Here is an 18,871-nt window from a genome sequence, read left to right as displayed (position 1 = left end):
GTCAGCCGGACGCGCTGGCCCAGCCGGTAGCCCAGCCCGTCGGCGGCCGCCGCCGTGCCGTCCCCAGCGCGCCGAGGTCGCCGGCGGTCACGCCGAGGTCGAGGGTGTCGGCCACCCGCTCGGGGGAGACCCCCTGCACGCTCCGCCTGGTCAGCCCGTCGCGGACCTGGCTGTGCAGCACCCGGGTCACCGTCCGCACCCCGGGGACGGCGCCCAGCGCCTCGGCGGCGGAGGACGGAACACGCGGCCCCACCACGAAGTCGGCGGCGTTGCCCCGCTCGCGCTGCGCGGCGGCCGCCTGCCCGGTGGTGGTCTGGGTGAACAGGATGGTGCAGGCCATCGCGATCAACAGGGTCAGCGGGGTCACCACCGAGGCCAGCCGGTGCGCCCCGGCCCGCAGGTTGTGCACCGCGAGCCAGCCGCCCACCCGGGACGCCCGCAGCGGCACGCCCAGCACGGCCGTCCCGGCCCTGGCCACCAGCGGTCCGAGCAGGGCGAACGCGGTGCACCACAGCAGCACCGCGAGGAAGCAGACCGGCGTCGAGGCCTGGTCCGAGTGCAGGACGGTCAGCAGCGCGGTGAGCACCACGGCCCCGGCCACGGTCAGCACGCCGAACCCGACCCGGGTCAACGACAGCCGAGGAGGCCGGAGTTCGGCCTCGCCCAGCGCCTCGACCGGGCGGACGGCGGAGGCCCGCCGGGCCGAGATCCGGGCCGCCGCCCAGCCGGTCAGCAGGGTGGCCGCGGCGGCGACCAGCGCCGGGAAGGGCGAGAGCACGGCGGGCAGGTTCGCCGGGATCACCTCCAGGGCGACGAAGCGGCCGTGCAGCCAGCCGCCCAGCGGCAGCCCGGCGGCGGCGCCGAGCCCCCCGGCGGCCAGACCGACCAGCAGCGCCTCCCCGCCGATCATCTTCCGGACCTGCCGCCCGGTCGCCGCCACCGCCCGCAGCACCGCGATCTCCCGCTGCCGCTGCTGGATCGACAGGCCGAAGGTGCCGACCACGATCAGCAGCGCCACCAGCAGCGAGGTGCCAGCCAGGACGGCGCCCATGCTGACCAGTCGCACCCGGGCGTTCGCGGCGTCCGGGAACTCCGCCGGCCCGCGGTCCGCACCCGTCCGCACCACCGCCGCCGGGGCGGCCGGGCCGTCCGCCAGCAGCGCCCGCACCTCGGCGGTGGTCGCGGCGGCGGCCGACGGATCGGCCGGGAAGACCCCGATCGCGCTGACCAGCCCGTCGTGCCCGGCCAGCCGGCGGGCCCGGTCGGCGGCGAAGAAGACCGCGGCCTGGCTGTCGAACCCCTGCGCGGTGACGCCGACCACGCGCACGGTCAGCGTTCCCGAGGCCGTCCGGGCCGCCGTGGTGGAACCGGGGGACAGGCGGGCCCGGGCGGCGGTGGCCGCGTCGACCACCACCTCGTCGTCGGCGACGGGCGCGCGGCCCGCGCCGAGGGTGAGCCCGGCCAGCGGCGCGGACTCCCAACCGTGGCCCCAGGAACCGCCGTCGGGCCCGCCCGGCAGCAGGACCGGGAAGGTCACCTCGGTGGCCACGGCGCGCACCGACGGCAGCGCGGCGATCCGGTCGGCGAGCGCGGCCGGCACCCAGGCCCGGCCGGCGATCGGCTTGGCCTTCTCCTTGACCTTCCCCTTGCCCTTGTCCACGAGGGCGTGCACCTGCTGGTCCCCGGCGACCACGATCGGCGCGGCCGCCCAGCGCTCCGGCCGGACCGTGCCGGTCAGACCGGTGACCAGCAGGGTTCCGCACCCGCAGACCAGGGCGGCGGCACAGAACAGGGCGACGAAGGCGCCGGCGAAACCGGCCCTGCGGTGCCGCAGGGTCGCGAGGGCGAGGCTCAGCATCATCGGTTCCACGCTCCCAGGCGGATCATCCGGTCGGCGACGGCGGCGGCGGTCGGACCCGACATGGTGTCGGCGACCCGGCCGTCGGCCAGGAACAGCACCTCGTCGGCGTAGGACGCGGCAACGGGGTCGTGGGTCACCATGACGATGGTCTGGCCGAGTTCGTCGACGGTCTGCCGCAGCAGGGTCAGCACCTCGCGGGCGGTCATGGTGTCCAGCGCGCCGGTGGGCTCGTCGGCGAACACCACCTCGGGGTCCGAGATCAGCGCCCGGGCGATCGCCACCCGCTGCTGCTGCCCGCCGGACAGCTGCCCGGGCCGGTGCCCGGTCCGCTCCTGCAGGCCCACCCGGCGCACCAGTTCGGCCAGCTTCCCGGCGTCGGCCCGCCGCCCGGCCAGCCGCAGCGGCAGCGTCACGTTCTGCTCGACCGTCAGCGAGGAGACCAGGTTGAACGACTGGAACACGAACCCCGCGCGCTCCCGGCGCAGTTCGGTCAGCTTCGTCTCGCTCAGCCCGGACAGGTCGGTGCCGCCCAGCCGCACCGTCCCGGCGGTCGGCCGGTCCAGGCCCGCCGCGCAGTGCAGGAAGGTGCTCTTGCCCGAACCGGACGGCCCCATCACGGCGGTGAAGCCGCCCCTGGGCAGCCGCACCGTCACCTCGCGCAGCGCGGCCACCGCGCCCCGCCCCTTGCCGTAGACCTTGCTGACGGCGTCCAAAGTGATCGCTTCGCTCATGCCTCCAGCCTGCCGACCCGCGAACTCCCCTCCCAGGGACGGGAACACGCGCCACCCGTGACATCGTCACGGGTAGGGTCGGGACATGATCAGACTCCTGCTGGCCGAGGACCAGCACGTGGTGCGCGGCGCCCTGGTGGCGCTCCTGGAACTGGAGCCCGACCTGCAGGTGGTGGCCGAGGCCGACTCCGCCGACGACGTGCTGCCCCGGGCGATGGTCTTCCGGCCCGACGTGGCCGTCCTCGACATCGAGATGCCGGGCCGGACGGACGGCCTGCAGGCCGCCGCCGCGCTGAAGCAGGGCCTCCCCGGCTGCCGGACCCTGATGCTGACCTCGCTCGGCCGCCCCGGGCTGCTCCGCAAGGCCCTGGACGCGAAGGTCGACGGCTTCCTGCTGAAGACCGTCCCGCCCGTCGAACTGGTCGCCGCGATCCGTCGAGTCGCCGCCGGGGAACGGGTGTTGGACCCTTCGCTGGCCGTCGCCGCCTGGGACCTCGCGGACAACCCGCTCACCCCGCGGGAGAACGACGTCCTGCGCGAACTGGCCGAGGGCGCCGAGCCGCCCGAGATCGCCACCCGCCTCCACCTGTCCACCGGAACGGTGCGCAACGTGCTGACCGCCGTCGTCGGCAAGCTGAACGCCCGCAACCGGACCGACGCGGTACGGATCGCCCGGGACGCCGGCTGGCTCTGACCGGCCCGCCGCGAACTCCCTGGCCTGATGCCCCGTCAGCGCGCCCGGTCAGCCCACCGGGACCTCGGCGCGCAGCAGGTACCAGCCGTCGTCCGGCCCGGCGCTCAGCGTCCCCCCGGCCTCCGCGAGCCGGACCGTCAGCCCGCCGATCCCGGAACCCGGCGCGGTCACGCCGTCCGGGACCCCGTCGTTCTCCACCTCCAGCCGCACCGCACCGCCCGCCGTCGTGACGGCGATCCGGGCGTGCCGGGCCCGGCTGTGCCGCAGCACATTGGTCACCGCCTCGCGCAGCACCACGCCCAGCACCGCGCCGGCCGCCGCCGGGACCGGCCCGTCCTCCAGCTCCACCGTGATCGCGGCCGCCTCCAACACCCCGGCCGCCGACGTCAGTTCGGCACTGAAGGAGAGCCGGGGGCCGTCCTCGGCCAGCGCCCCCAGCTCGGCCCGCCCGCGCTCCGCCAGCCGCCCGATGTCCGCCAGCTCGGCCCGGCAGCGACCGGGGTCGGTGTCCGCCAGCCGCCGCGCCAGCTCGGCCTTGAGCAGGATCGCCGCCAGACCGTGCCCCAGCAGGTCGTGCAGGTCCCGGGCGGCGCGCAGCCGTTCGGTGACCACCACGGCACGGGCCAGCCCCGCCGACGCCCGCTGCAACTCCCGCACCAACCGGACCAGACGCAGCACCGCGTACACCACCACGCAGGTGATCAGCGCGTTGACGGCGGTCAGCAGCGCCGACGCCGGGCCGTCGCCGCCGATCACCCCGGCGGCCACCGCCACCGCCACCGCACCGGCCGGCGCCGCACCCGCCCGCAGCGGCAGTGCGATCAGCAGCGAGCCCGCGAGGATGCCCGCCGCGCCGATCCAGTTCCGGCCCAGCCACGGCAGCGGCAGCAGCGCGAGCACCGCCGAAGCGAGCAGCGCCGCGCGGGCGTGACGGGTCGCGTCCCGGATCGAGAAGCGCACCTGGAAGGCGCAGAAGGCCGCGGCGCACACCGCCCCGAGCCAGATCCGGCCCGCCGGAACGAACATCAGCGCCTTGACGCAGAACACGCCCAGCAGGAACCAGTACAGGCCGAGCGCGGTCCGCAGCTCCGGCGGGTCGACGGCGGCCGGGGCGGGATCGGCCGCCACTGACGCCTCCACCGCGAACCGGCCGTCCGGCTCCAGCCCCGCCGTCAGCCGCCCACCGGCGGCCCGGACCCGTTCCGCCAGGTCGTCGAGCAGGTCCGCGCCGAGGGCCGCCGTCGGCACCCCGTCACTGACCACCCGGAGCGTCACCCGCCCGGCCCGCTCCTCGGTCGACACCTCGCACCGCCGGGCGTCACCGACCCGGACCACCGCCGTGACCGCCTCGCGCAACACCGTCGCCAGCACCGTCCCGGCCGGCCCCAGCGGCTCGCGGTGCCCGATCCGGAGATCCGCCGCGACACCGGCCGACCCCAGCAGCGCCCGGGCGCTCGCCGCCTCCGGGGCCAGCGAGAGACTGCGCAACTCGGCCGCGGTCGCCCTGGCCGCCCCCAGCGTCCGCCGCGCCTCGGCGATCAACTCCTCCAGCGCTGCCGGATCCTGACGGTCCGCCAAGGCGCGGATCGCCACCATCCCCGCGTCCAGCCCGCTCCCCAGTCCGGACGCGATCCGCAGCCGCTCGTCGGTCACCGCGGACGCCGCGAGGGCGAGCCGTGCGGCGTGCACCCGGGACGCCAGCAGGGCCAGGGTCGTCACCGCGTAGAGCATCGCCCCGCCGAGCGCGACCGTCAGCAGCAGGTCCACCGCGTCCCGGACGTCCGTGGACCGCAGCGCCTCGACCGCCACGGCGCCCGCCGCGAAGCCGCCCAGCAGCAGCCGGCGCCGCTCCAGCAGCAGCGAGGCCGCGGGCAGGCACAACAGGCCGATCGAGACGTCGAACACGCCGACCGCCAGGAACCCGGCCGCCACCTCCACGACCGCCCACCCGGCCCAGCCGGCAACCGCCCCAGGTCCGGGGCGGGTGTGCCGCAGCTGCAGCGCCACCAAGCCGGCACAGACCCCCACCACCGCCAGCCCGGCCCCCGGCTCCGCCGGAACCCGCCCGACCCCGCGCAGCAGGTGAGCCGCCACCAACGCCACGGCCACCGCCCCGACCAGCCCGCGCCCCACCCGTTCTCCCCGCACGCCGGGAATCGTACGCGCGCCCGCTCCGGAGCCTCCCGGCCCGCCGAACGCCCGCGCCGGATGTGCGGACTGCTGCCGGGTCGGTCCGGCGGGTCAGCTGTCGGTGGTCCGCCGGGTGCGCGGGGTGGATGCCCGGGGGGCGGCGGCACGCGGGGCGGAGGCCGGGCGGCCGTACCGGTTCCGGCCGGGCGTGCGGTGGTGGCGGGGGCGCTCGACGACGGGGTCGGGGATGGTGACGGGCACGCCGGTGGGGACGCGGGCGCCGGTGATCCGGGTCAGTTCCTCGTCGCCGGCCCGGACCCGGGTGGTGACGGGGGTGATGCCCGCGGTGCTCATCATCCGGTCCATCCCGCGGCGCTGGTTCGGCAGGACCAGGGTGACGACGGTGCCGGACTCGCCGGCCCGGGCGGTGCGTCCGCCGCGGTGCAGGTAGTCCTTGTGGTCGGCGGGCGGGTCCAGGTTGACGACCAGGTCGAGGCCCTCGACGTGGATGCCCCGGGCGGCGACGTCCGTCGCGACGAGTGCCGCCACCTGCCCGCTGCGGAACTGCTCCAGGGTGCGGGTGCGCTGCGGCTGGGACTTCCCGCCGTGCAGGGCCGCCGCCTTCACGCCGTCCGCGAGCAGCCGCTCGACCAGGCGGTCCGCGCCGTGCTTGGTGTCCGTGAACATGATCACCCGGCCGTCCCGGGAGGCGATGTGGGCGATCGTGGCGTTCTTGTCGGAGTTCTGCACGTGCAGCACGTGGTGCTCCATGGTGCTGACCGCGCCCGCGGACGGGTCCACCGAGTGCGTGACCGGATCCTTCAGGAAGCGCCGCACCAGGAGGTCGATGTTGCGGTCCAGCGTGGCGGAGAACAGCAGCGTCTGGCCGCCCTCGGCGACCTGTTCGAGGAACGCGGTGACCTCCGGCAGGAAGCCCATGTCGGCCATCTGGTCGGCCTCGTCGAGGACGGTGACGGCGACCTGGTCCAGCCGGCAGAGCCGCCGTTCGATCAGGTCCTTGAGCCGGCCGGGCGTCGCCACCACGATGTCCGCACCGCGGTTCAGCGTCTGCGCCTGGCGGCGGACCGGCACCCCGCCGACCAGGGTGGCCATCCGCAGCCGCAGCGCGTGCGCGTACGGACTGAGGGCCTCGGTGACCTGCTGGGCGAGCTCACGGGTGGGAACCAGGATCAGCCCCGTCGGGCACCGCGGCTCGGTCTGCAGCTCGGTCTGCTGCTCGGGCTGTTGCCCGGTTTGCTGCTCGGCCCGCTGTTCGGCGATGCGGGCCAGCGCGGCGAGACCGAACGCGAGGGTCTTCCCGGAGCCGGTGCGCCCCCGTCCCAGCACGTCCCGGCCGGCCAGCGAGTTCGGCAGCGTCGCGGCCTGGATCGGGAACGGCGCGGTGACGCCCCGCCGCGCCAGGATCGTCAGCAGTTCCCCCGGCAGGTCCAGCTCCTCGAAGGACTCGACGGCGGGCAGCGCCGGAACCGTGCTCACCGGCACCGCGAACTCCCGCCGGGAGCCGGATCCCGCACCGCTGCCCGGTGCGGACCGCGGGCCGGTGTTCCGGCGCGGAGGATGACTGGAACGGTTCATGCGAGAGCCTTCCTCGGGGCGCGGGAGAGCCGTCGGTGGACCGGACGGCCCGGGCCGGAACGGCCGGGAACGCGGGTGACAAGACCGAGGGGCCCGCACCGGGCACATGACGTACCCGGTGCGGGCCCCTCGCTGCCAGGCGATCGCCGTGGCAGTACGAACTACAGCGGGCGAATGTTCTCCGCCTGCGGGCCCTTCTGGCCCTGCGTGACGTCGAACTCGACCTTCTGGCCCTCGAGCAGCTCGCGGAAGCCACTGGCGTTGATGTTCGAGTAGTGGGCGAAGACGTCCGGGCCGCCACCCTCCTGCTCGATGAAGCCAAAGCCCTTTTCCGCGTTGAACCACTTCACGGTGCCATTAGCCATGTAAAAATCTCCCTCAAAGGAACGTTCCGTCACCCGCACGATACGGGTGCCGAGTCGCCGATGAGCGCCCGCCCGGTAAAGATCCGGAAAACAAAAATGCGCCCGCAACATAAGCGGGCGCACACAAAGTTCATGGGAACCACTACTGCAACTCCTTCGACTGTAGCAGCCCCGGGCCCGCTTCGGGCGGAAATCGCCCCTCCACTTTTCCGGCCGCCCGCCCCCGGCCGGCCGGAACCGGCTGCCACTGCCGCCAACTGCCCTTCACTCGGGGGGAGTTGATTTCACCGAGCGCCGCACCCGGCAGGGCGGAGGACCTGCGACCGCCCCCCGCGACACGCCCCGCGCGTGGTCTTCGACACACCCGGCATATCGGACTCCCATAATTCGGACCGTCAGAAAACCTTCCCTGCCGCCCTCCACGCCTCATACTGGCGCGGATGAGAAAATCTGAAGCAGTCCGCCGCCACCTGCCCACCAGCCCCTTCAAAGCCAAGCCCGAGGCGCCCCGCAAGCACTTCGCCCTCGGCGACCGCGTCACCCACGACTCCTACGGCCTGGGCCGGGTCATCGGCGTCGAGGCCGGCATCGCGGTCCTGGTGGACTTCGGATCGCGACAGCAGCGCATCACCGAGCCGTACAGCGGAATGTTCAACCTCTGACCCGGCCTCCCGTGGGTGTCCGCGGGAGCTGCACGCGCCCCGGCCCTACCTATGCACGACTGATTCCCCCGGTGCCTGCTCCACCTAGTGTCCTCGACAACGAGGCACTGACCAGGGGGAGTTGCACGATGACGAACACGCAGCGCAGGCTCCGGACGGCCTATCACCTGGACCGTCCCGAGGACGGCCTGGACGGACTGGTGGTCCGGGAGGAGGAGGCCCCGGAGCCGGGCCCGCACGAGGTGCTGATCCGGGTGCGGGCTGCCTCCCTCAACCGGCGGGACCTGATGATCCTCGACGGGAGTACCCGCTCCCCGCCACCCCGGGGGTCGTGCCGCTGAGCGACGGCGCCGGCGAGGTCGTGGCCGTCGGCGAAGGAGTGCGGCGGGCGCAGGTCGGCGACCGGGTGGCCGTCACCTACTTCCGGCGCTGGATCGACGGGCCGATGACGCTCCCGCTGGTCGGCGAACAGCACGGGGCGAGCCTGGGCGGGATGCTCACCGACTACCAGGTCGTCGACGAGGAGTCGGTGGTGCCGATCCCGGCGCACCTCTCCTTCGAGGAGGCCGCGACGCTCCCCTGCGCCGCCGTCCTGGCGTGGTCGGCGCTGACGACCGGGCCGCGGCCGATGGCCGCGGGCGACGACGTGCTGGTGGTCGGCGCCGGCGCGGTCGCCCTGTTCGGGGTGCAGTTCGCCGCCGCCCTCGGCGGCCGGGTGATCGTGGTCGCCTCCGGTGAGGAGAAGGCGGAGCGGCTGCGGGAACTCGGCGCGGCCCACGTGATCGACCGGCAGCTGACACCCGAGTGGCACGGCACGGTCGGCCGGCTCACCGGCGGCCACGGGGTCGCCCTGGTCCTGGAGGCGGTCGGCGCTCCCAGCATCGCGAAGTCGATCCAGTCGGTCGGCTTCAACGGCCAGATCTCGGTGACCGGTGCCTTCCCGTCCGGCGGGGCACTGATCGACCCCGACGTGTTCAACGGCCGCTTCTTCTCCCTGCAGCGGCTGGCGGTCGGCACCCGCACCGCCTTCGAGCAACTGAACGCGGCCCTGACGGAGCACACCCTCCACCCGGTGATCGACAAGGTCTTCGCCTTCGACCAGGCACCCAGCGCCTACCGTCACCTCCGCGACAACCGCCCCTTCGGCAAGGTGGTGCTCACCCTCGCCTGAGGGGCGCGCCCAACACCCCTTCCAGGGTTCACTGCCGTCCCCCGGCGTCCACCCGGGCTGGCGCAGGCTCTTCCCGAGGTGGCCAGTTCGAGCTCGGTGTCCGCGCAGCTGGCGCTTGGCTTCGTCCCGTAGGGCGAGAGCTTCCAACGAACCAGTTGTTCGCGCTCGGCCGGCCCAGTCACTGGGGGCAGGTGCGCTGCCCGCTCCGCGGGGGCGCACAGTCACACCTTCATCACCACCACGTGGTCCGGCAGCAGTCGCTCCAGGCCCTCCGGATCGGAGGTGAAGCCCGTGACCTGGCCGTGCTGCCGCAGCGCCACCACCGCGAGCACGGCGTCGATCGCGTACTCGTGCCCGTGCAGGCCGGCATCCGCGAGCAGCCGGCGTGCCCGTCTCGCCTCGTCCTTGCCCAGTTCGGCGACGCTCACCCGCGACAGGGCCCAGTCCCAACGCTGTTCCGTGGTGCGTGCGTCGTACGCCTCGACCAGGGTCATGGGCGAGGTGACGATCTCCGCCTCGCCGCGGGCGGCGAGGTCGAGCCGGGCGATCATCGCGCGATCACCGCGGACCGCGAGCGACAGGGCCTCGCTGTCCAGCACGAAGACGCGCAGCCGCCTGACGTCCTCGGCGCGTTTCTTCACGCGGCCGCCCCACTGCTCTTGCCACGGACTGCCCGGCGCCGATCGTGCTCCGCGTCCAGGTCGTCCAGCTCCGCGTACGCCGCAGCCCGTTCGTCACCGCTGACCGGCCCGTGTTCCTCTTCCAGCTCCGCAGTGCAGCGGGGCCGTGCCCACAGCCTGCAGGGCCGATTTCTCGGCGGCGTCGTCCCGCGGGGAGGGGCGTGACCAGGGGCGGAATGCGCCGCCGTCGGGCGTAATGGAAGGACCGGCCCGGTGAACCGCACCGAGGTGCCGGGGTTGACCGCGCCCGTGCCGACTCGTACGGGACAGAAAGGACGGTCGGTGGGCAGGGACGGCGAGCGGCGTCCGGACCGGTCGGAGGGGTTCGGCGAACACCTGCTGGGCGCGCTGCTCGACCAGGCCCACGAGCTGCCGCCCCACCTGATCGCTCCGTTGGTCGCCGACGCGGTGCGTGGGTTCGGCGGCCGTGACCCGGTGCTCCTGCTCCAGGACTACGGGCAGTTGGTGCTGGTGCCGCTGTCCGGCCGGGGACTGGCCGCCGGGGAGCCGGTGCCGATCGACGGCTCGTCCGCAGGTGCGGCTTTTCTTCGTGGTGCCTCCGTCGAGGTGCCACAGGGCGACGGCGTGCGGGTGTACCTGCCGTTGCTGGACGGTGGGGACGAGGTGGGAGTGCTGGCACTCACGCTGGACGACGTCGACGGCGACGACCGGCGGCTCCTGCGGCGCTTCGCTTCCCTGGTCGCGGACCTCCTGGTCACCAAGAGCGGCTACACCGACCGGATCTTTCAGGCCCGGCGCCTCCAGCCGATGAGCGTGGCCGCGGAGATCCAGTGGTCGCTGCTGCCTCCGCTGGCGATGACCGCCCCGAAGGTCGCCGTGGCCGGCATCCTCGAACCCGCCTACCAGGTGGCCGGCGACAGCTTCGACTACGCGCTGAACGACGATCTTCTGCACGTGGCCACGATCGACGCCATGGGCCACGGCCTGGACGCCGCTGCCATGGCGACCGTGGCCATCGGCGCGTACCGGCACGCCAGGCGAGCCGACATCGGACTGGCCGAGATCTACGCGTTCATGGACCGGGCCATCGCGGAGCAGTTCGGGCCGGACCACTTCGTCACCGCGCAGATGATGCGCCTGAACACCGTCAGCGGCCACCTGCAGTGGGTCAACGCCGGCCATCCACATCCGCTGCTGATCCGCGACCACGTCGTCGTCGAGCGGCTGGAGAGCGTCACCACCCTGCCGGTCGGGTTCGGCGGCGAGGAGCCGGTGATCAGCGAGCGGGTGCTGCGGCACGGTGACCGGGTGCTGTGCTTCACCGACGGCCTGGTCGAGGAGCGCGAGGCCGGCGGGGAGCAGTTCGGGGAGGAACAGCTCATCGACTGGGTCAACCGCGTCGAGCGCTCGCAGGCCGGGGTGCGGGCCGTGGTGCGCGCGCTCTCCCACGTCCTGAAGGAGAAGCGGGGCGGACGGACGAGCGACGATGCCACCCTGTTCCTGATCGAGTGGCGCTGAGTGCGGCACCCGCCGCGGCTCTCACGGCCGACCGGGGCGGCCAGGTGCGGGCGGAGTACCGTGGGATATCGGAGCGGCCCGAGCTGTCGCTCCCAGCGAGGCCCGGCCCGCACCCGGCGTGCCCGGTCTTTCAGGGCGGACAGGTGGCGAGCCATGTCGGACGAAGCGAGCGATTCCCGCTACGGGTTTCTGCCGGAGCCGTTCCGGCAGGCCGCGAAGCCGGGGACGGTAGCGTTGCGCCTGGAGACCACCCGGTCACGCGAAGGCGTGCTCGACGGTGCGTGGTGGCCGCGTTCACGGGACATCAGCGCCGAACTTCCCGACCTGGTCCACGCGTTGACCGGGCATCTCGGCCCCATCGTGAGCGTCGGTCTGGACGCGGGCGCCTGGGACGACGTCCCGGCCAGCCTGATGGTCGACGGCCGGTCGGTGCACATCGACCGCTACCCGGTCGGCGACGACACCGTGATCATCACGCGGGGCGACCGTGACCACTTCAGCCTGCTCGTCGTCCCCCCGCACGCGAGCCAGGAGGCGGCCCTGGCCTCCATGGCACGCGCGGTCAGGGTCGGTGGCAGCGACTCGGCACAGCAGATCCTCATCGACACCGGCGTCGGCTCCGGCCACCCGGCCGAAACGTCCTGAGGGGCAGGCCCGTGAGCCGGTCACGCCGGGCAGACTGGCTCGGGGACGACCCCACCATCGAGTACGACCTGCACCTCAGCGGGGCGCTGCGCGACCCGCGGGTCTTCGAGGACCCCGTACCGGATCGAGGCGTGCCTGAGCCCCGGAGCGAGGCTCCGGGTCGCGGGCACCTACTTGCGAAGCGGTTCCGAGTGCTGTGACGGGGATCCGCCGGAGCGCACGAGCGAAGGATCGGGCGGCGGCGTCATCGGTGGTCGGCGTGATCGGTGGTCGCTCCGGGGCCGGTGTCGGAGCACTCGGGCGGGGACGACGGCCCGCCCCACCGGGCGGAGCCCCAGGCCGAGACCGAGGGGTCGCGTACCGGCCAGACGATCCCGCGCCGGTCGGACGCTCTCGCGGACGGCTCGTCGGCGAGCAGGTCGCTCGCGGTCCTGGTGTTCGCGGGATCGGCGGCCTCGGCCATCAGCCGGGCGGCAGCGACGGCGCCCGTCCGCGGCGGGACGACCAGCAGCGTCAGCCGGCGGGCAAGGTGCGAGTGGACCGAGATCGTGTGCCGGTCCTGCACAGCGGTGAACCAGCCCGCGTGGACGGTGTGGCCCGCGACCGGGATGCGTCGGGGGACGGTCAACCACTGGGCGGGGTTCACGGTGATTCTGGCGACCCGACCCCACCGCGTGTCCAGTTCGGCGGCCAGCGCGGGGAGTTCGCGAGGAAGGTCGTGCGATCGGGGCCACCAGGACCCGTCCAGCCGTCCGGCTCGCGGGCCGTCCGGTGCCAGGGAGAACCGCAGGGCGGGCTCGGGGGTGGCAAGCGTCGCGTCGTCGATCACAGTCATGATCAAGGACCCCTCTCCGAACCCGGCCGGTGCCAGGTCCGGGATCACCGTTCGCCGGAGACGACGCCAGTGTCCGGTGCCGGCATGCGGGGTGCCTTCGGTGATGTCCAGGCTACTCCCGGTCCGGCCCCGGCACGGTACTCAACGGTTCACGGACCGGCCCCCGCGCCGGAACCGGGCGGCGGAGAGTATCAGCGCGACGATCAGTACGGCGATGCCGATGAACAGCAGGTACTTCAGGCCCTCGGCGACGACACCGACCAGTCCGAGCACGATCGCCACGATGATGAGCAGCAGCACCAGTGCCATCGTCGGCCTCCTTCATGGTCCAGAGGCGGGGAGTTCGCCGTCGGTGTCGACGCCCGGGGCGTGTTTCACCTGGCTCTTGGGCCGGGGGACCTTCAGGTAGCCGGGACCCACCGTCGCGTCGGACAGCGGGACGAACACCAGACGGCGGCGGACTCCGGCGTGCCGATCTTGTGCCCGTCGGCGTCGACCACGTCATGGCGCCGGAGCCGCCGGCCGACATCCCGGTCGCCCTGCGCCCGCCCGCCTCGTACGGTCGTGTCAGGGCAGGAGCGTTGTCACAGGAGGGCACGATGCGGCGCTACCGGTGGAGTCTGGAGACCCAGGACGACGACGGGCACTGGTCCCGGCAGGACGATACGACGATGCCGAATCCGCTGGAGTACGACGGTCCGCCGCAGCGGGCGGCCAACCATCTCCGGGACGTGTTCGTTCGCACCCTCTCCCGACCCGCGCCGGGCCCTCGGGCAGTCAGGGTCCGGCTCTGGGAAGGGACCGGTGCCGACGGCGAACCCCAGGCCGAGACCGAGTGGTCACGCGAGTGACGCAGCCGCCCGGCCCCGGCCCGGGCGGCTCCCGCCAGTCGCCTACGCGGATGCCGGCCAGGAGGCGGCGCGGCTCCGGGCGAGATCGGCTCGCCGGTCGGCCTCGCCAAGCCCGGTGGAGGGTGTGACGGCCGACGGCAGGAAATCGGAACCGATGTCCCGCTGGGTCGCGCCGGCGCTCGGCTCGGTGGCGAGCAGCTCGCTCGCGGTCCTGGTGTTCGCGGGATCGGCGGCCTCGGCCATCAGCCGGGCGGCCTCGGCGGCATCCGTCCGGGGCGGGACCACCAGCAGGCTCAGCCGACGGGGGGCATAGGAACAGACCATGATCATGTGCTGGTCCTGCTCGATGGTGAACCAGCCCGCGTGGACGGTGTGACCCGTGACCGGGATCCTTCGGGGGATGTCAGGCCACTGCGCGGGGTTCACGGTGATCCGGGTGATCCGGCCCCACCGCTCGTCGATCTCGGCGGCCAGGGCGGGGAGTTCGAGAAGAAGGTCGCGCGAGCGCGGCCACCAGGCTCCGTCCAGACGGCCGGGCCGCACGCCGCTGGGCGTGAGCGAGAGCCGTACCGTGGAATCCGTGGCGGTGGGCGTCGTCGCACGATCGAGGATCGTGGTCATGATCAAAGACCTGTCCCCGGGCCCGGCCGAGAGGTCGGGTCCGGAATAGCCGTTCGCCGCAGACGACGCCAATATCCGGTACCGGCATGCGAAGTGCCTTCGGTAACCTCCAGGCTACTCCCTGTTCGAGTGCACCCGGCATGCCCTCGGCCCAGGACCTCGGGCCGGCCCTCGTCGTCGACGCCGGCTGCGACGTGGCAGCGGGCGTTGCCGCCCGCCGTCCTCGCAGAATCTCCCTGCGGACCTGCCGTCGCTCCGGTGGGCGCCCACGGAACGCCGAAGGCCCGGACGGCAGTTGCGGTCCGGGCCTTCGATCAGGCGGAGGATACGAGTTTCGAACTCGTGAGGGGTTGCCCCAGCACGCTATCCAGTTCTCCTCGGCGCTGTCCGCCGGGGTCCACGCCCGTCCCGACCTGCGGAGGAGTGAACCACTGGGCGGCTGCCGAACCCGGCTGGACGGGGTGAACGAGACCAGAACTGAGACCAGCCGTCCCGCCGCCCACGGTGCTGCTCCTGTCCCGGGCTACGCGGGCATCACGCCGTGGATACGGGAGATGGTGAACATGCGCTCGTCATCCCGCAGGTGGCACCACGCGTGGAGATAGGGGGCGTCGAGTTCGAGGCGGCTGAGGGTGCGGACGGTCGTGCTGCCCGAGGTGGCGACGTACTCGATGGTGATCGATCGTCCTTCGTCGACCGCATGGGCCAGCTGGCGGACATCGGTGAAGGAGAGGTTGCGCGCGTTCCCGGCGATGATCTCCTCGGTGTCGCTCGCGTACGGGCGGCCGTCGTACGGGTCGGGCTCTGCGAGGTCCTGCGGGGCGTTCCGGAGCCGCCGGGCGAGGGCGTGCAGGTCGACGGCCGTCCCCGCGTCCGCAGTGCGGGCGTCCGTCCGCTGGGGGCGGGTCCTGCCACCGGGGCGACGAGGGGGCGGGACCGGACTTGCCGCGCGGTGGCGTTGGGCCCGTTCGATCCGGACGGATCCGTCGGGCTCCTCTGCGACCGGGGCGTAACCTGCGGCGCGCAGCGTGGCGAGGGTCTTGTCCGCCGGGGTTCGGCTGATCAGCACCGTCGGTGCCAGCTGTCGCAGGCCGAGATGCACGAGCTTGCGATGGGCGGCCAGTTCGGCCAAGAGGGCGGGCTCCTGACCGTGGATCACGCACGCCGCGGAGACGACCCGTACCCGGCCGTGGGTGCGCGCGGTGTCGTGGATCAGGTACGAGAGCGGTTGGGGAAGCGGTTCGAGGGCGACGGCGGCCAGGTCGGTCGTGAGGGCCTCCGGGGTGTTGCCGGCGTCGAGGGCGCGGCGGACGCTACCCGGGCTGAACCTCCATGCGGACGCCGCACCGGCAGTCTCCCGGTCCGCGACGGAGTCCAGCAGCTCGAAGAGGCGCGCCGACGGCGTACCGGTGACCACGGCCGTGAGATCGCTGCCGAAGCGGGCGGTCCCGCTGGCGGCGGGCAGCAGACGCCGGCAGGCGTCCGTCAGTGCTTCGGTGTCGTCGGCGAGCAGGGCGGCCCCGATCGGGGACACGGTCCCGAGGGCGAGTACGCCGAGCAGTTCCGCCTCTCCGACCAGGGTGGCGAACGGCGTGGCGTCCTGGGGGAGTTCGTCGGCGAGCGGGCGGAGCCACCCCAGCAGCGCCCCGAGGTCCGCCGACTCTGCCGCGCCTTCGCCGACCGGGAGCTGCGACGTGGCCGTGAGCAGCCCGTGCCGGGCCTGGACGCAGCCCTCGCAGGGCGGTGCCCCGGCGAGGGCCGGCAGCGCCTTCCCGTCCTCGTCGCGGCTCCCACCAGGGGTCAGTGGGAGTGCCCACCAGGCCCGGAGCAGCACCGCGAGTTGGTCGGCGGGTTCCTTCTCGGCCCAGGTGTCGTAGGCGGTGGTCGCCGTGACCCGGTCGTCGTCCCGGGCCAGCAGCCCGGCCGCGCTCGCCGTCTCCAGCACGAGGCGTACCGGGATCTCGTCGCACTGCGCCGCTCTTCCGATCCGGGACAGCTCGCGGGCACCGATCCCGCCGGCCTTGAGCCGGGCCGGCGGGGCGGCGGCGCACACCCCCAGGACGGACACGGCGTGGGCGGCGAACGTCATGGAGGCGGCTGCGGCTTCCCGTTCGACCTCCGAGCGTGTGGCGGGGACTGAGCGCACCTCGGGCGGGGCGGGCGTGAACGGGGCGTGCCAGTCGGAGCCGCGCAGGGCGAGCGTCACCTCTGCGGGCATCCGGGCGGGCCCGTAGCGGTGCCGGTCCCGGATCAGCAGCCCTCGCTCGACCGCCCACTGTTCGCCGGGCCCGGCGTCGGCCTGCGGCGCCCCGAACAGGACGAAGCCCGGCCGCTTCGGAGCCTTTCGTGCGTGTCGCTCAAGGAGTTCACGGGTGGCTGCGGGTGCCTCGGCCACCAACGCGCCGACCCGAGCCGGATCGCCGTGGTGCTCGACCAGCGCTGCCAACCGCTGCTCTCTCCGGTTGGCCGCAGGTTGGACGCCGAGCTTCGCCAGCATCCGGCCCAACTCGTCGGAGCTCGAGCTCGCGAGCAGTTGCCCGAGCGGTGCGTCGAGCCCCAGGGGCGAGGCCCACGCGTTCCCTAGAGGTGCCGCCATGTGGAGCCGGCCGTTGCCGTCCGGCCACACCAGGGCACGGTCCATCAGCGCCTGCAGCGTGGCGGCGAATCCGTGGGCGCGTTCACCGTGCGTCGCCCCCAGCAGGACTGCCAGTTCGTCCAGTGACGCGACCGTCAGCGCAGCGAGGGCCTCCGCCAGTTGCAGGCACGGCAGCGCGAGCCGGGGCAGGACCAGCGCCACCGATGCCGGGCGCTGAAGACGGTCCGCCAGTTCACCGACCGACTGCGGCTCCGGAGCCGACACGGTGTCAGGGCGCGCCGCCAGGATTCGCTCCAATTCGGCAGCACCGAGACCGCGCAGCCATGAGGCCAGTGCCGATCCGCTCTTCTTACCGATGGGACACCTCACCGCGTAGGAGGACGCCAAAAACACCCTGCCGAAGCCGTCCGGGGACACCAGGATGGCGTACCAGCGGGAGGCGGAGACGCCGAAGGCCCGGACCGCAGGTGCAGTCCGGGCCTTCGATCAGGCGGAGGATACGAGATTCGAACTCGTGAGGGGTTGCCCCCAACACGCTTTCCAATTCTCCTCGGTGCCGTCCGCCGGGGTTCACCCCCGCCCTGACCTGTGGCGGAGGGGACGGCTGGGCGGCGGCTGAACCTGATTGGACGGGGATGAATGAGACCAGAACTGAGACCACGCCGCCTGGCGCCTGGAGCCGGGTCGATCTGCTCCGCTGCCGGTCAGCTGTCCGTGTCCTTGGGATGTCGGGGTGAGGCGTAGACGAGGTGGACGGTCCGGCCCGGCTCGTCGACGAGGTAGCGCACGCGCCCGCCGGCGGTCACCTCGTACTCCCACTGCGGTAGTTCGCCGCCGCCGAGAACACGCGTTGAAAGGCGGCCTCGGAGCCGGTGCTGCCGATCGGGGTCACTTGCGGACAGGGGGTCGGTGCGGAGGGCCTCGAAGCAGCGTCGGGTGTTCCCCGGCGCTTCCGTGCAGAGGTAGCCCCATCCTTTGGCGGCCTCGTTGGTGGCGAACCGCAGCCGCCACTCGTCGCCGACCGGTGGCGGCGGGACGTCGTCTCCGCGCTTGGGGCTCATGGAGCGAGTACCTCGCCGTGGTCCTCGCCCGAGAGCGGTCCGGTCAGCTGGGTGCTCAGTTCGGGGTCCGCCAGGATCCTGGCGGTGGCCCGCCACTCGACGATCACGCGGTGCAGGTTGGCGTGGACGTCCAGCTCCACCACGTCGCGAGTGGCGTTCACGAGGTCGACAACGAACTCGCGCACCTCCTCGGCCGACAGGTGCCGGGTCCAGGGAAAGACCTCGGGGAGGGCGAGGAGGACCGCACGCGCACCCTCGTCGCTGGTGATCAGAGCCGCGAAGAGTCGCGCGGTGACATCGGCGGTCTCCTCGCGCTGGCGGTCGTGGCGTTCGGTGGTCAGGTACAGGTCCTCGCCATCACGACGGGTGACGTGGACGCGCTGCGCCTGCTCGACGGTGTCCGCGACACGCTTCGAGTTCTTCGACAGGTCGGAGAATGACACGGTGAGAGTGGACATGCGGCCACGCTAATTCGGAATACGTTCCGAAGTCAACGGGCAGATGCACCTAACTGGGTCGTGCCGTGGTTCGAGAGCACGGCGGGAGCGCCCGGAGGGACCTGACGTGTGGAGATCCGCAGCAGCAAGGGGTGGTGCAGTGCTCGGGTTCATGGCGTTCGCCGCCGTACTGCTCCGATCGACGAGGACGCTCCTGCGGCTGGCGGCCGACGTGGTGCGCTCCTGGCGCGATCTCCGACATGCCCTCTCGAGTCGTTCTGATCGATCATCAGGAAACGCCGAAGGCCCGGACCGCTGAGCGGTCCGGGCCTTCGATCAGGCGGAGGATACGAGATTCGAACTCGTGAGGGGTTGCCCCCAACACGCTTTCCAAATGTTCGTCCGGCAGTCCGGGGACGTCCGTACGGGCCCTGACCTGCGGCGGAGCGACCCGCC

At 73.2% G+C, this 18,871-nt stretch carries 18 protein-coding genes and 1 pseudogene; 6 read left to right on the top strand and 13 right to left on the bottom strand.

Annotation, left to right across the window (positions count from 1 at the left end; translation table 11 throughout):
- Position 1: 1 nt before the first annotated feature.
- Both BX266_RS16930 and BX266_RS16925 read right to left on the bottom strand, forming a co-directional pair.
- Positions 2-1,861 carry an ABC transporter permease gene (locus tag BX266_RS16930; RefSeq protein WP_310794786.1) on the bottom strand — a complete coding sequence of 620 codons (1,860 nt, stop codon included), beginning with the start codon at positions 1,859-1,861 and terminating at the stop codon, positions 2-4.
- Positions 1,858-2,592 (bottom strand): ABC transporter ATP-binding protein, encoded by a 735-nt coding sequence (locus tag BX266_RS16925; RefSeq protein ID WP_180290513.1) that lies wholly within the window; start codon positions 2,590-2,592, stop codon positions 1,858-1,860. Before BX266_RS16925 ends, BX266_RS16930 begins: the two co-directional genes overlap by 4 nt.
- 85 nt (positions 2,593-2,677) lie before the next feature.
- Here BX266_RS16925 and BX266_RS16920 point away from each other — a divergent pair, with 85 nt between their 5' ends.
- On the top strand, positions 2,678-3,286 hold the full coding sequence (locus BX266_RS16920; RefSeq protein WP_099900763.1) for a DNA-binding response regulator: 609 nt from the start codon (positions 2,678-2,680) through the stop codon (positions 3,284-3,286).
- Positions 3,287-3,334: 48 nt separating this feature from the next.
- On the opposite strand, the gene BX266_RS16915 is transcribed toward BX266_RS16920, so the two are convergent.
- The 3 genes from BX266_RS16915 to BX266_RS16905 all read right to left on the bottom strand — a co-directional run bounded on the left by BX266_RS16915 (position 3,335) and on the right by BX266_RS16905 (position 7,377).
- On the bottom strand, positions 3,335-5,434 hold the full coding sequence (locus BX266_RS16915; RefSeq protein ID WP_143686948.1) for a histidine kinase: 2,100 nt from the start codon (positions 5,432-5,434) through the stop codon (positions 3,335-3,337).
- A gap of 93 nt (positions 5,435-5,527) precedes the next feature.
- Entirely contained in the window at positions 5,528-7,012 is a 1,485-nt protein-coding gene (locus tag BX266_RS16910; RefSeq protein WP_099900759.1) for a DEAD/DEAH box helicase, read from the bottom strand.
- A gap of 161 nt (positions 7,013-7,173) precedes the next feature.
- Positions 7,174-7,377 carry a cold-shock protein gene (locus BX266_RS16905; protein WP_030916923.1) on the bottom strand — a complete coding sequence of 68 codons (204 nt, stop codon included), beginning with the start codon at positions 7,375-7,377 and terminating at the stop codon, positions 7,174-7,176.
- 440 nt (positions 7,378-7,817) lie between these two features.
- On the opposite strand from BX266_RS16905, the gene BX266_RS16900 reads away from it, so the two are divergent.
- The 3 genes from BX266_RS16900 to BX266_RS16895 all read left to right on the top strand — a co-directional run bounded on the left by BX266_RS16900 (position 7,818) and on the right by BX266_RS16895 (position 9,210).
- Positions 7,818-8,039, top strand: a complete 222-nt coding sequence (locus tag BX266_RS16900) for a hypothetical protein (protein ID WP_099900757.1) — start codon at positions 7,818-7,820, stop codon at positions 8,037-8,039.
- 128 nt (positions 8,040-8,167) lie between these two features.
- Entirely contained in the window at positions 8,168-8,380 is a 213-nt protein-coding gene (locus tag BX266_RS39295; RefSeq protein ID WP_218969252.1) for a hypothetical protein, read from the top strand.
- On the top strand, positions 8,371-9,210 hold the full coding sequence (locus BX266_RS16895; RefSeq protein ID WP_218969251.1) for an NAD(P)-dependent alcohol dehydrogenase: 840 nt from the start codon (positions 8,371-8,373) through the stop codon (positions 9,208-9,210). Before BX266_RS39295 ends, BX266_RS16895 begins: the two co-directional genes overlap by 10 nt.
- Positions 9,211-9,431: 221 nt before the next feature.
- Here the strand turns inward: BX266_RS16895 and BX266_RS16890 are convergent, their stop codons facing one another.
- On the bottom strand, positions 9,432-9,851 hold the full coding sequence (locus BX266_RS16890) for a hypothetical protein (RefSeq protein ID WP_099900755.1): 420 nt from the start codon (positions 9,849-9,851) through the stop codon (positions 9,432-9,434).
- Between the two features lie 321 nt (positions 9,852-10,172).
- Here BX266_RS16890 and BX266_RS16880 point away from each other — a divergent pair, with 321 nt between their 5' ends.
- Entirely contained in the window at positions 10,173-11,369 is a 1,197-nt protein-coding gene (locus BX266_RS16880; RefSeq protein ID WP_099900753.1) for a PP2C family protein-serine/threonine phosphatase, read from the top strand.
- A gap of 153 nt (positions 11,370-11,522) precedes the next feature.
- Positions 11,523-12,014, top strand: coding sequence for a DUF5994 family protein (locus tag BX266_RS16875; protein ID WP_099900751.1), 492 nt, complete (start codon positions 11,523-11,525; stop codon positions 12,012-12,014).
- Positions 12,015-12,258: 244 nt separating this feature from the next.
- On the opposite strand, the gene BX266_RS16870 is transcribed toward BX266_RS16875, so the two are convergent.
- The 7 genes and pseudogenes from BX266_RS16870 to BX266_RS16840 all read right to left on the bottom strand — a co-directional run bounded on the left by BX266_RS16870 (position 12,259) and on the right by BX266_RS16840 (position 18,436).
- On the bottom strand, positions 12,259-12,849 hold the full coding sequence (locus tag BX266_RS16870; RefSeq protein WP_099900749.1) for a DUF5994 family protein: 591 nt from the start codon (positions 12,847-12,849) through the stop codon (positions 12,259-12,261).
- Between the two features lie 141 nt (positions 12,850-12,990).
- On the bottom strand, positions 12,991-13,158 hold the full coding sequence (locus tag BX266_RS38655; RefSeq protein ID WP_180290512.1) for a hypothetical protein: 168 nt from the start codon (positions 13,156-13,158) through the stop codon (positions 12,991-12,993).
- A gap of 24 nt (positions 13,159-13,182) precedes the next feature.
- Positions 13,183-13,349, bottom strand: a pseudogene (locus BX266_RS39985) (PRC-barrel domain containing protein); the annotation flags it as partial.
- 393 nt (positions 13,350-13,742) lie between these two features.
- On the bottom strand, positions 13,743-14,321 hold the full coding sequence (locus BX266_RS16855) for a DUF5994 family protein (protein ID WP_099900745.1): 579 nt from the start codon (positions 14,319-14,321) through the stop codon (positions 13,743-13,745).
- A 523-nt stretch (positions 14,322-14,844) separates the two neighbouring features.
- Positions 14,845-17,181, bottom strand: coding sequence for a helicase C-terminal domain-containing protein (locus BX266_RS16850; RefSeq protein WP_310794785.1), 2,337 nt, complete (start codon positions 17,179-17,181; stop codon positions 14,845-14,847).
- 440 nt (positions 17,182-17,621) lie between these two features.
- On the bottom strand, positions 17,622-17,978 hold the full coding sequence (locus BX266_RS16845; protein ID WP_099900743.1) for a hypothetical protein: 357 nt from the start codon (positions 17,976-17,978) through the stop codon (positions 17,622-17,624).
- Positions 17,975-18,436 carry a prevent-host-death family protein gene (locus BX266_RS16840; protein WP_099900741.1) on the bottom strand — a complete coding sequence of 154 codons (462 nt, stop codon included), beginning with the start codon at positions 18,434-18,436 and terminating at the stop codon, positions 17,975-17,977. The genes BX266_RS16845 and BX266_RS16840 overlap by 4 nt, the downstream gene beginning before the upstream one ends.
- Between the last annotated feature and the right edge of the window lie 435 nt (positions 18,437-18,871).

Origin of the sequence: Streptomyces sp. TLI_171, from assembly GCF_003610255.1 — a bacterium.
Taxonomy (GTDB): Bacteria; Actinomycetota; Actinomycetes; order Streptomycetales; family Streptomycetaceae; genus Kitasatospora.
Note: the sequence above shows the minus strand (reverse complement) of the source record. Positions and strands in the feature narration are given on the sequence as shown.

Coding starts and splice junctions, on each gene's coding strand:
- BX266_RS16855 (WP_099900745.1), bottom strand. CDS start 14,321: ATGACCACGATCCTCGATCGTGCGACGACGCCCACCGCCACGGATTCC.
- BX266_RS16870 (WP_099900749.1), bottom strand. CDS start 12,849: ATGACTGTGATCGACGACGCGACGCTTGCCACCCCCGAGCCCGCCCTG.
- BX266_RS16910 (WP_099900759.1), bottom strand. CDS start 7,012: ATGAACCGTTCCAGTCATCCTCCGCGCCGGAACACCGGCCCGCGGTCC.
- BX266_RS38655 (WP_180290512.1), bottom strand. CDS start 13,158: ATGGCACTGGTGCTGCTGCTCATCATCGTGGCGATCGTGCTCGGACTG.
- BX266_RS16905 (WP_030916923.1), bottom strand. CDS start 7,377: ATGGCTAATGGCACCGTGAAGTGGTTCAACGCGGAAAAGGGCTTTGGC.
- BX266_RS16900 (WP_099900757.1), top strand. CDS start 7,818: ATGAGAAAATCTGAAGCAGTCCGCCGCCACCTGCCCACCAGCCCCTTC.
- BX266_RS39295 (WP_218969252.1), top strand. CDS start 8,168: ATGACGAACACGCAGCGCAGGCTCCGGACGGCCTATCACCTGGACCGT.
- BX266_RS16875 (WP_099900751.1), top strand. CDS start 11,523: ATGTCGGACGAAGCGAGCGATTCCCGCTACGGGTTTCTGCCGGAGCCG.
- BX266_RS16845 (WP_099900743.1), bottom strand. CDS start 17,978: ATGAGCCCCAAGCGCGGAGACGACGTCCCGCCGCCACCGGTCGGCGAC.
- BX266_RS16920 (WP_099900763.1), top strand. CDS start 2,678: ATGATCAGACTCCTGCTGGCCGAGGACCAGCACGTGGTGCGCGGCGCC.
- BX266_RS16840 (WP_099900741.1), bottom strand. CDS start 18,436: ATGTCCACTCTCACCGTGTCATTCTCCGACCTGTCGAAGAACTCGAAG.
- BX266_RS16925 (WP_180290513.1), bottom strand. CDS start 2,592: ATGAGCGAAGCGATCACTTTGGACGCCGTCAGCAAGGTCTACGGCAAG.
- BX266_RS16930 (WP_310794786.1), bottom strand. CDS start 1,861: ATGATGCTGAGCCTCGCCCTCGCGACCCTGCGGCACCGCAGGGCCGGT.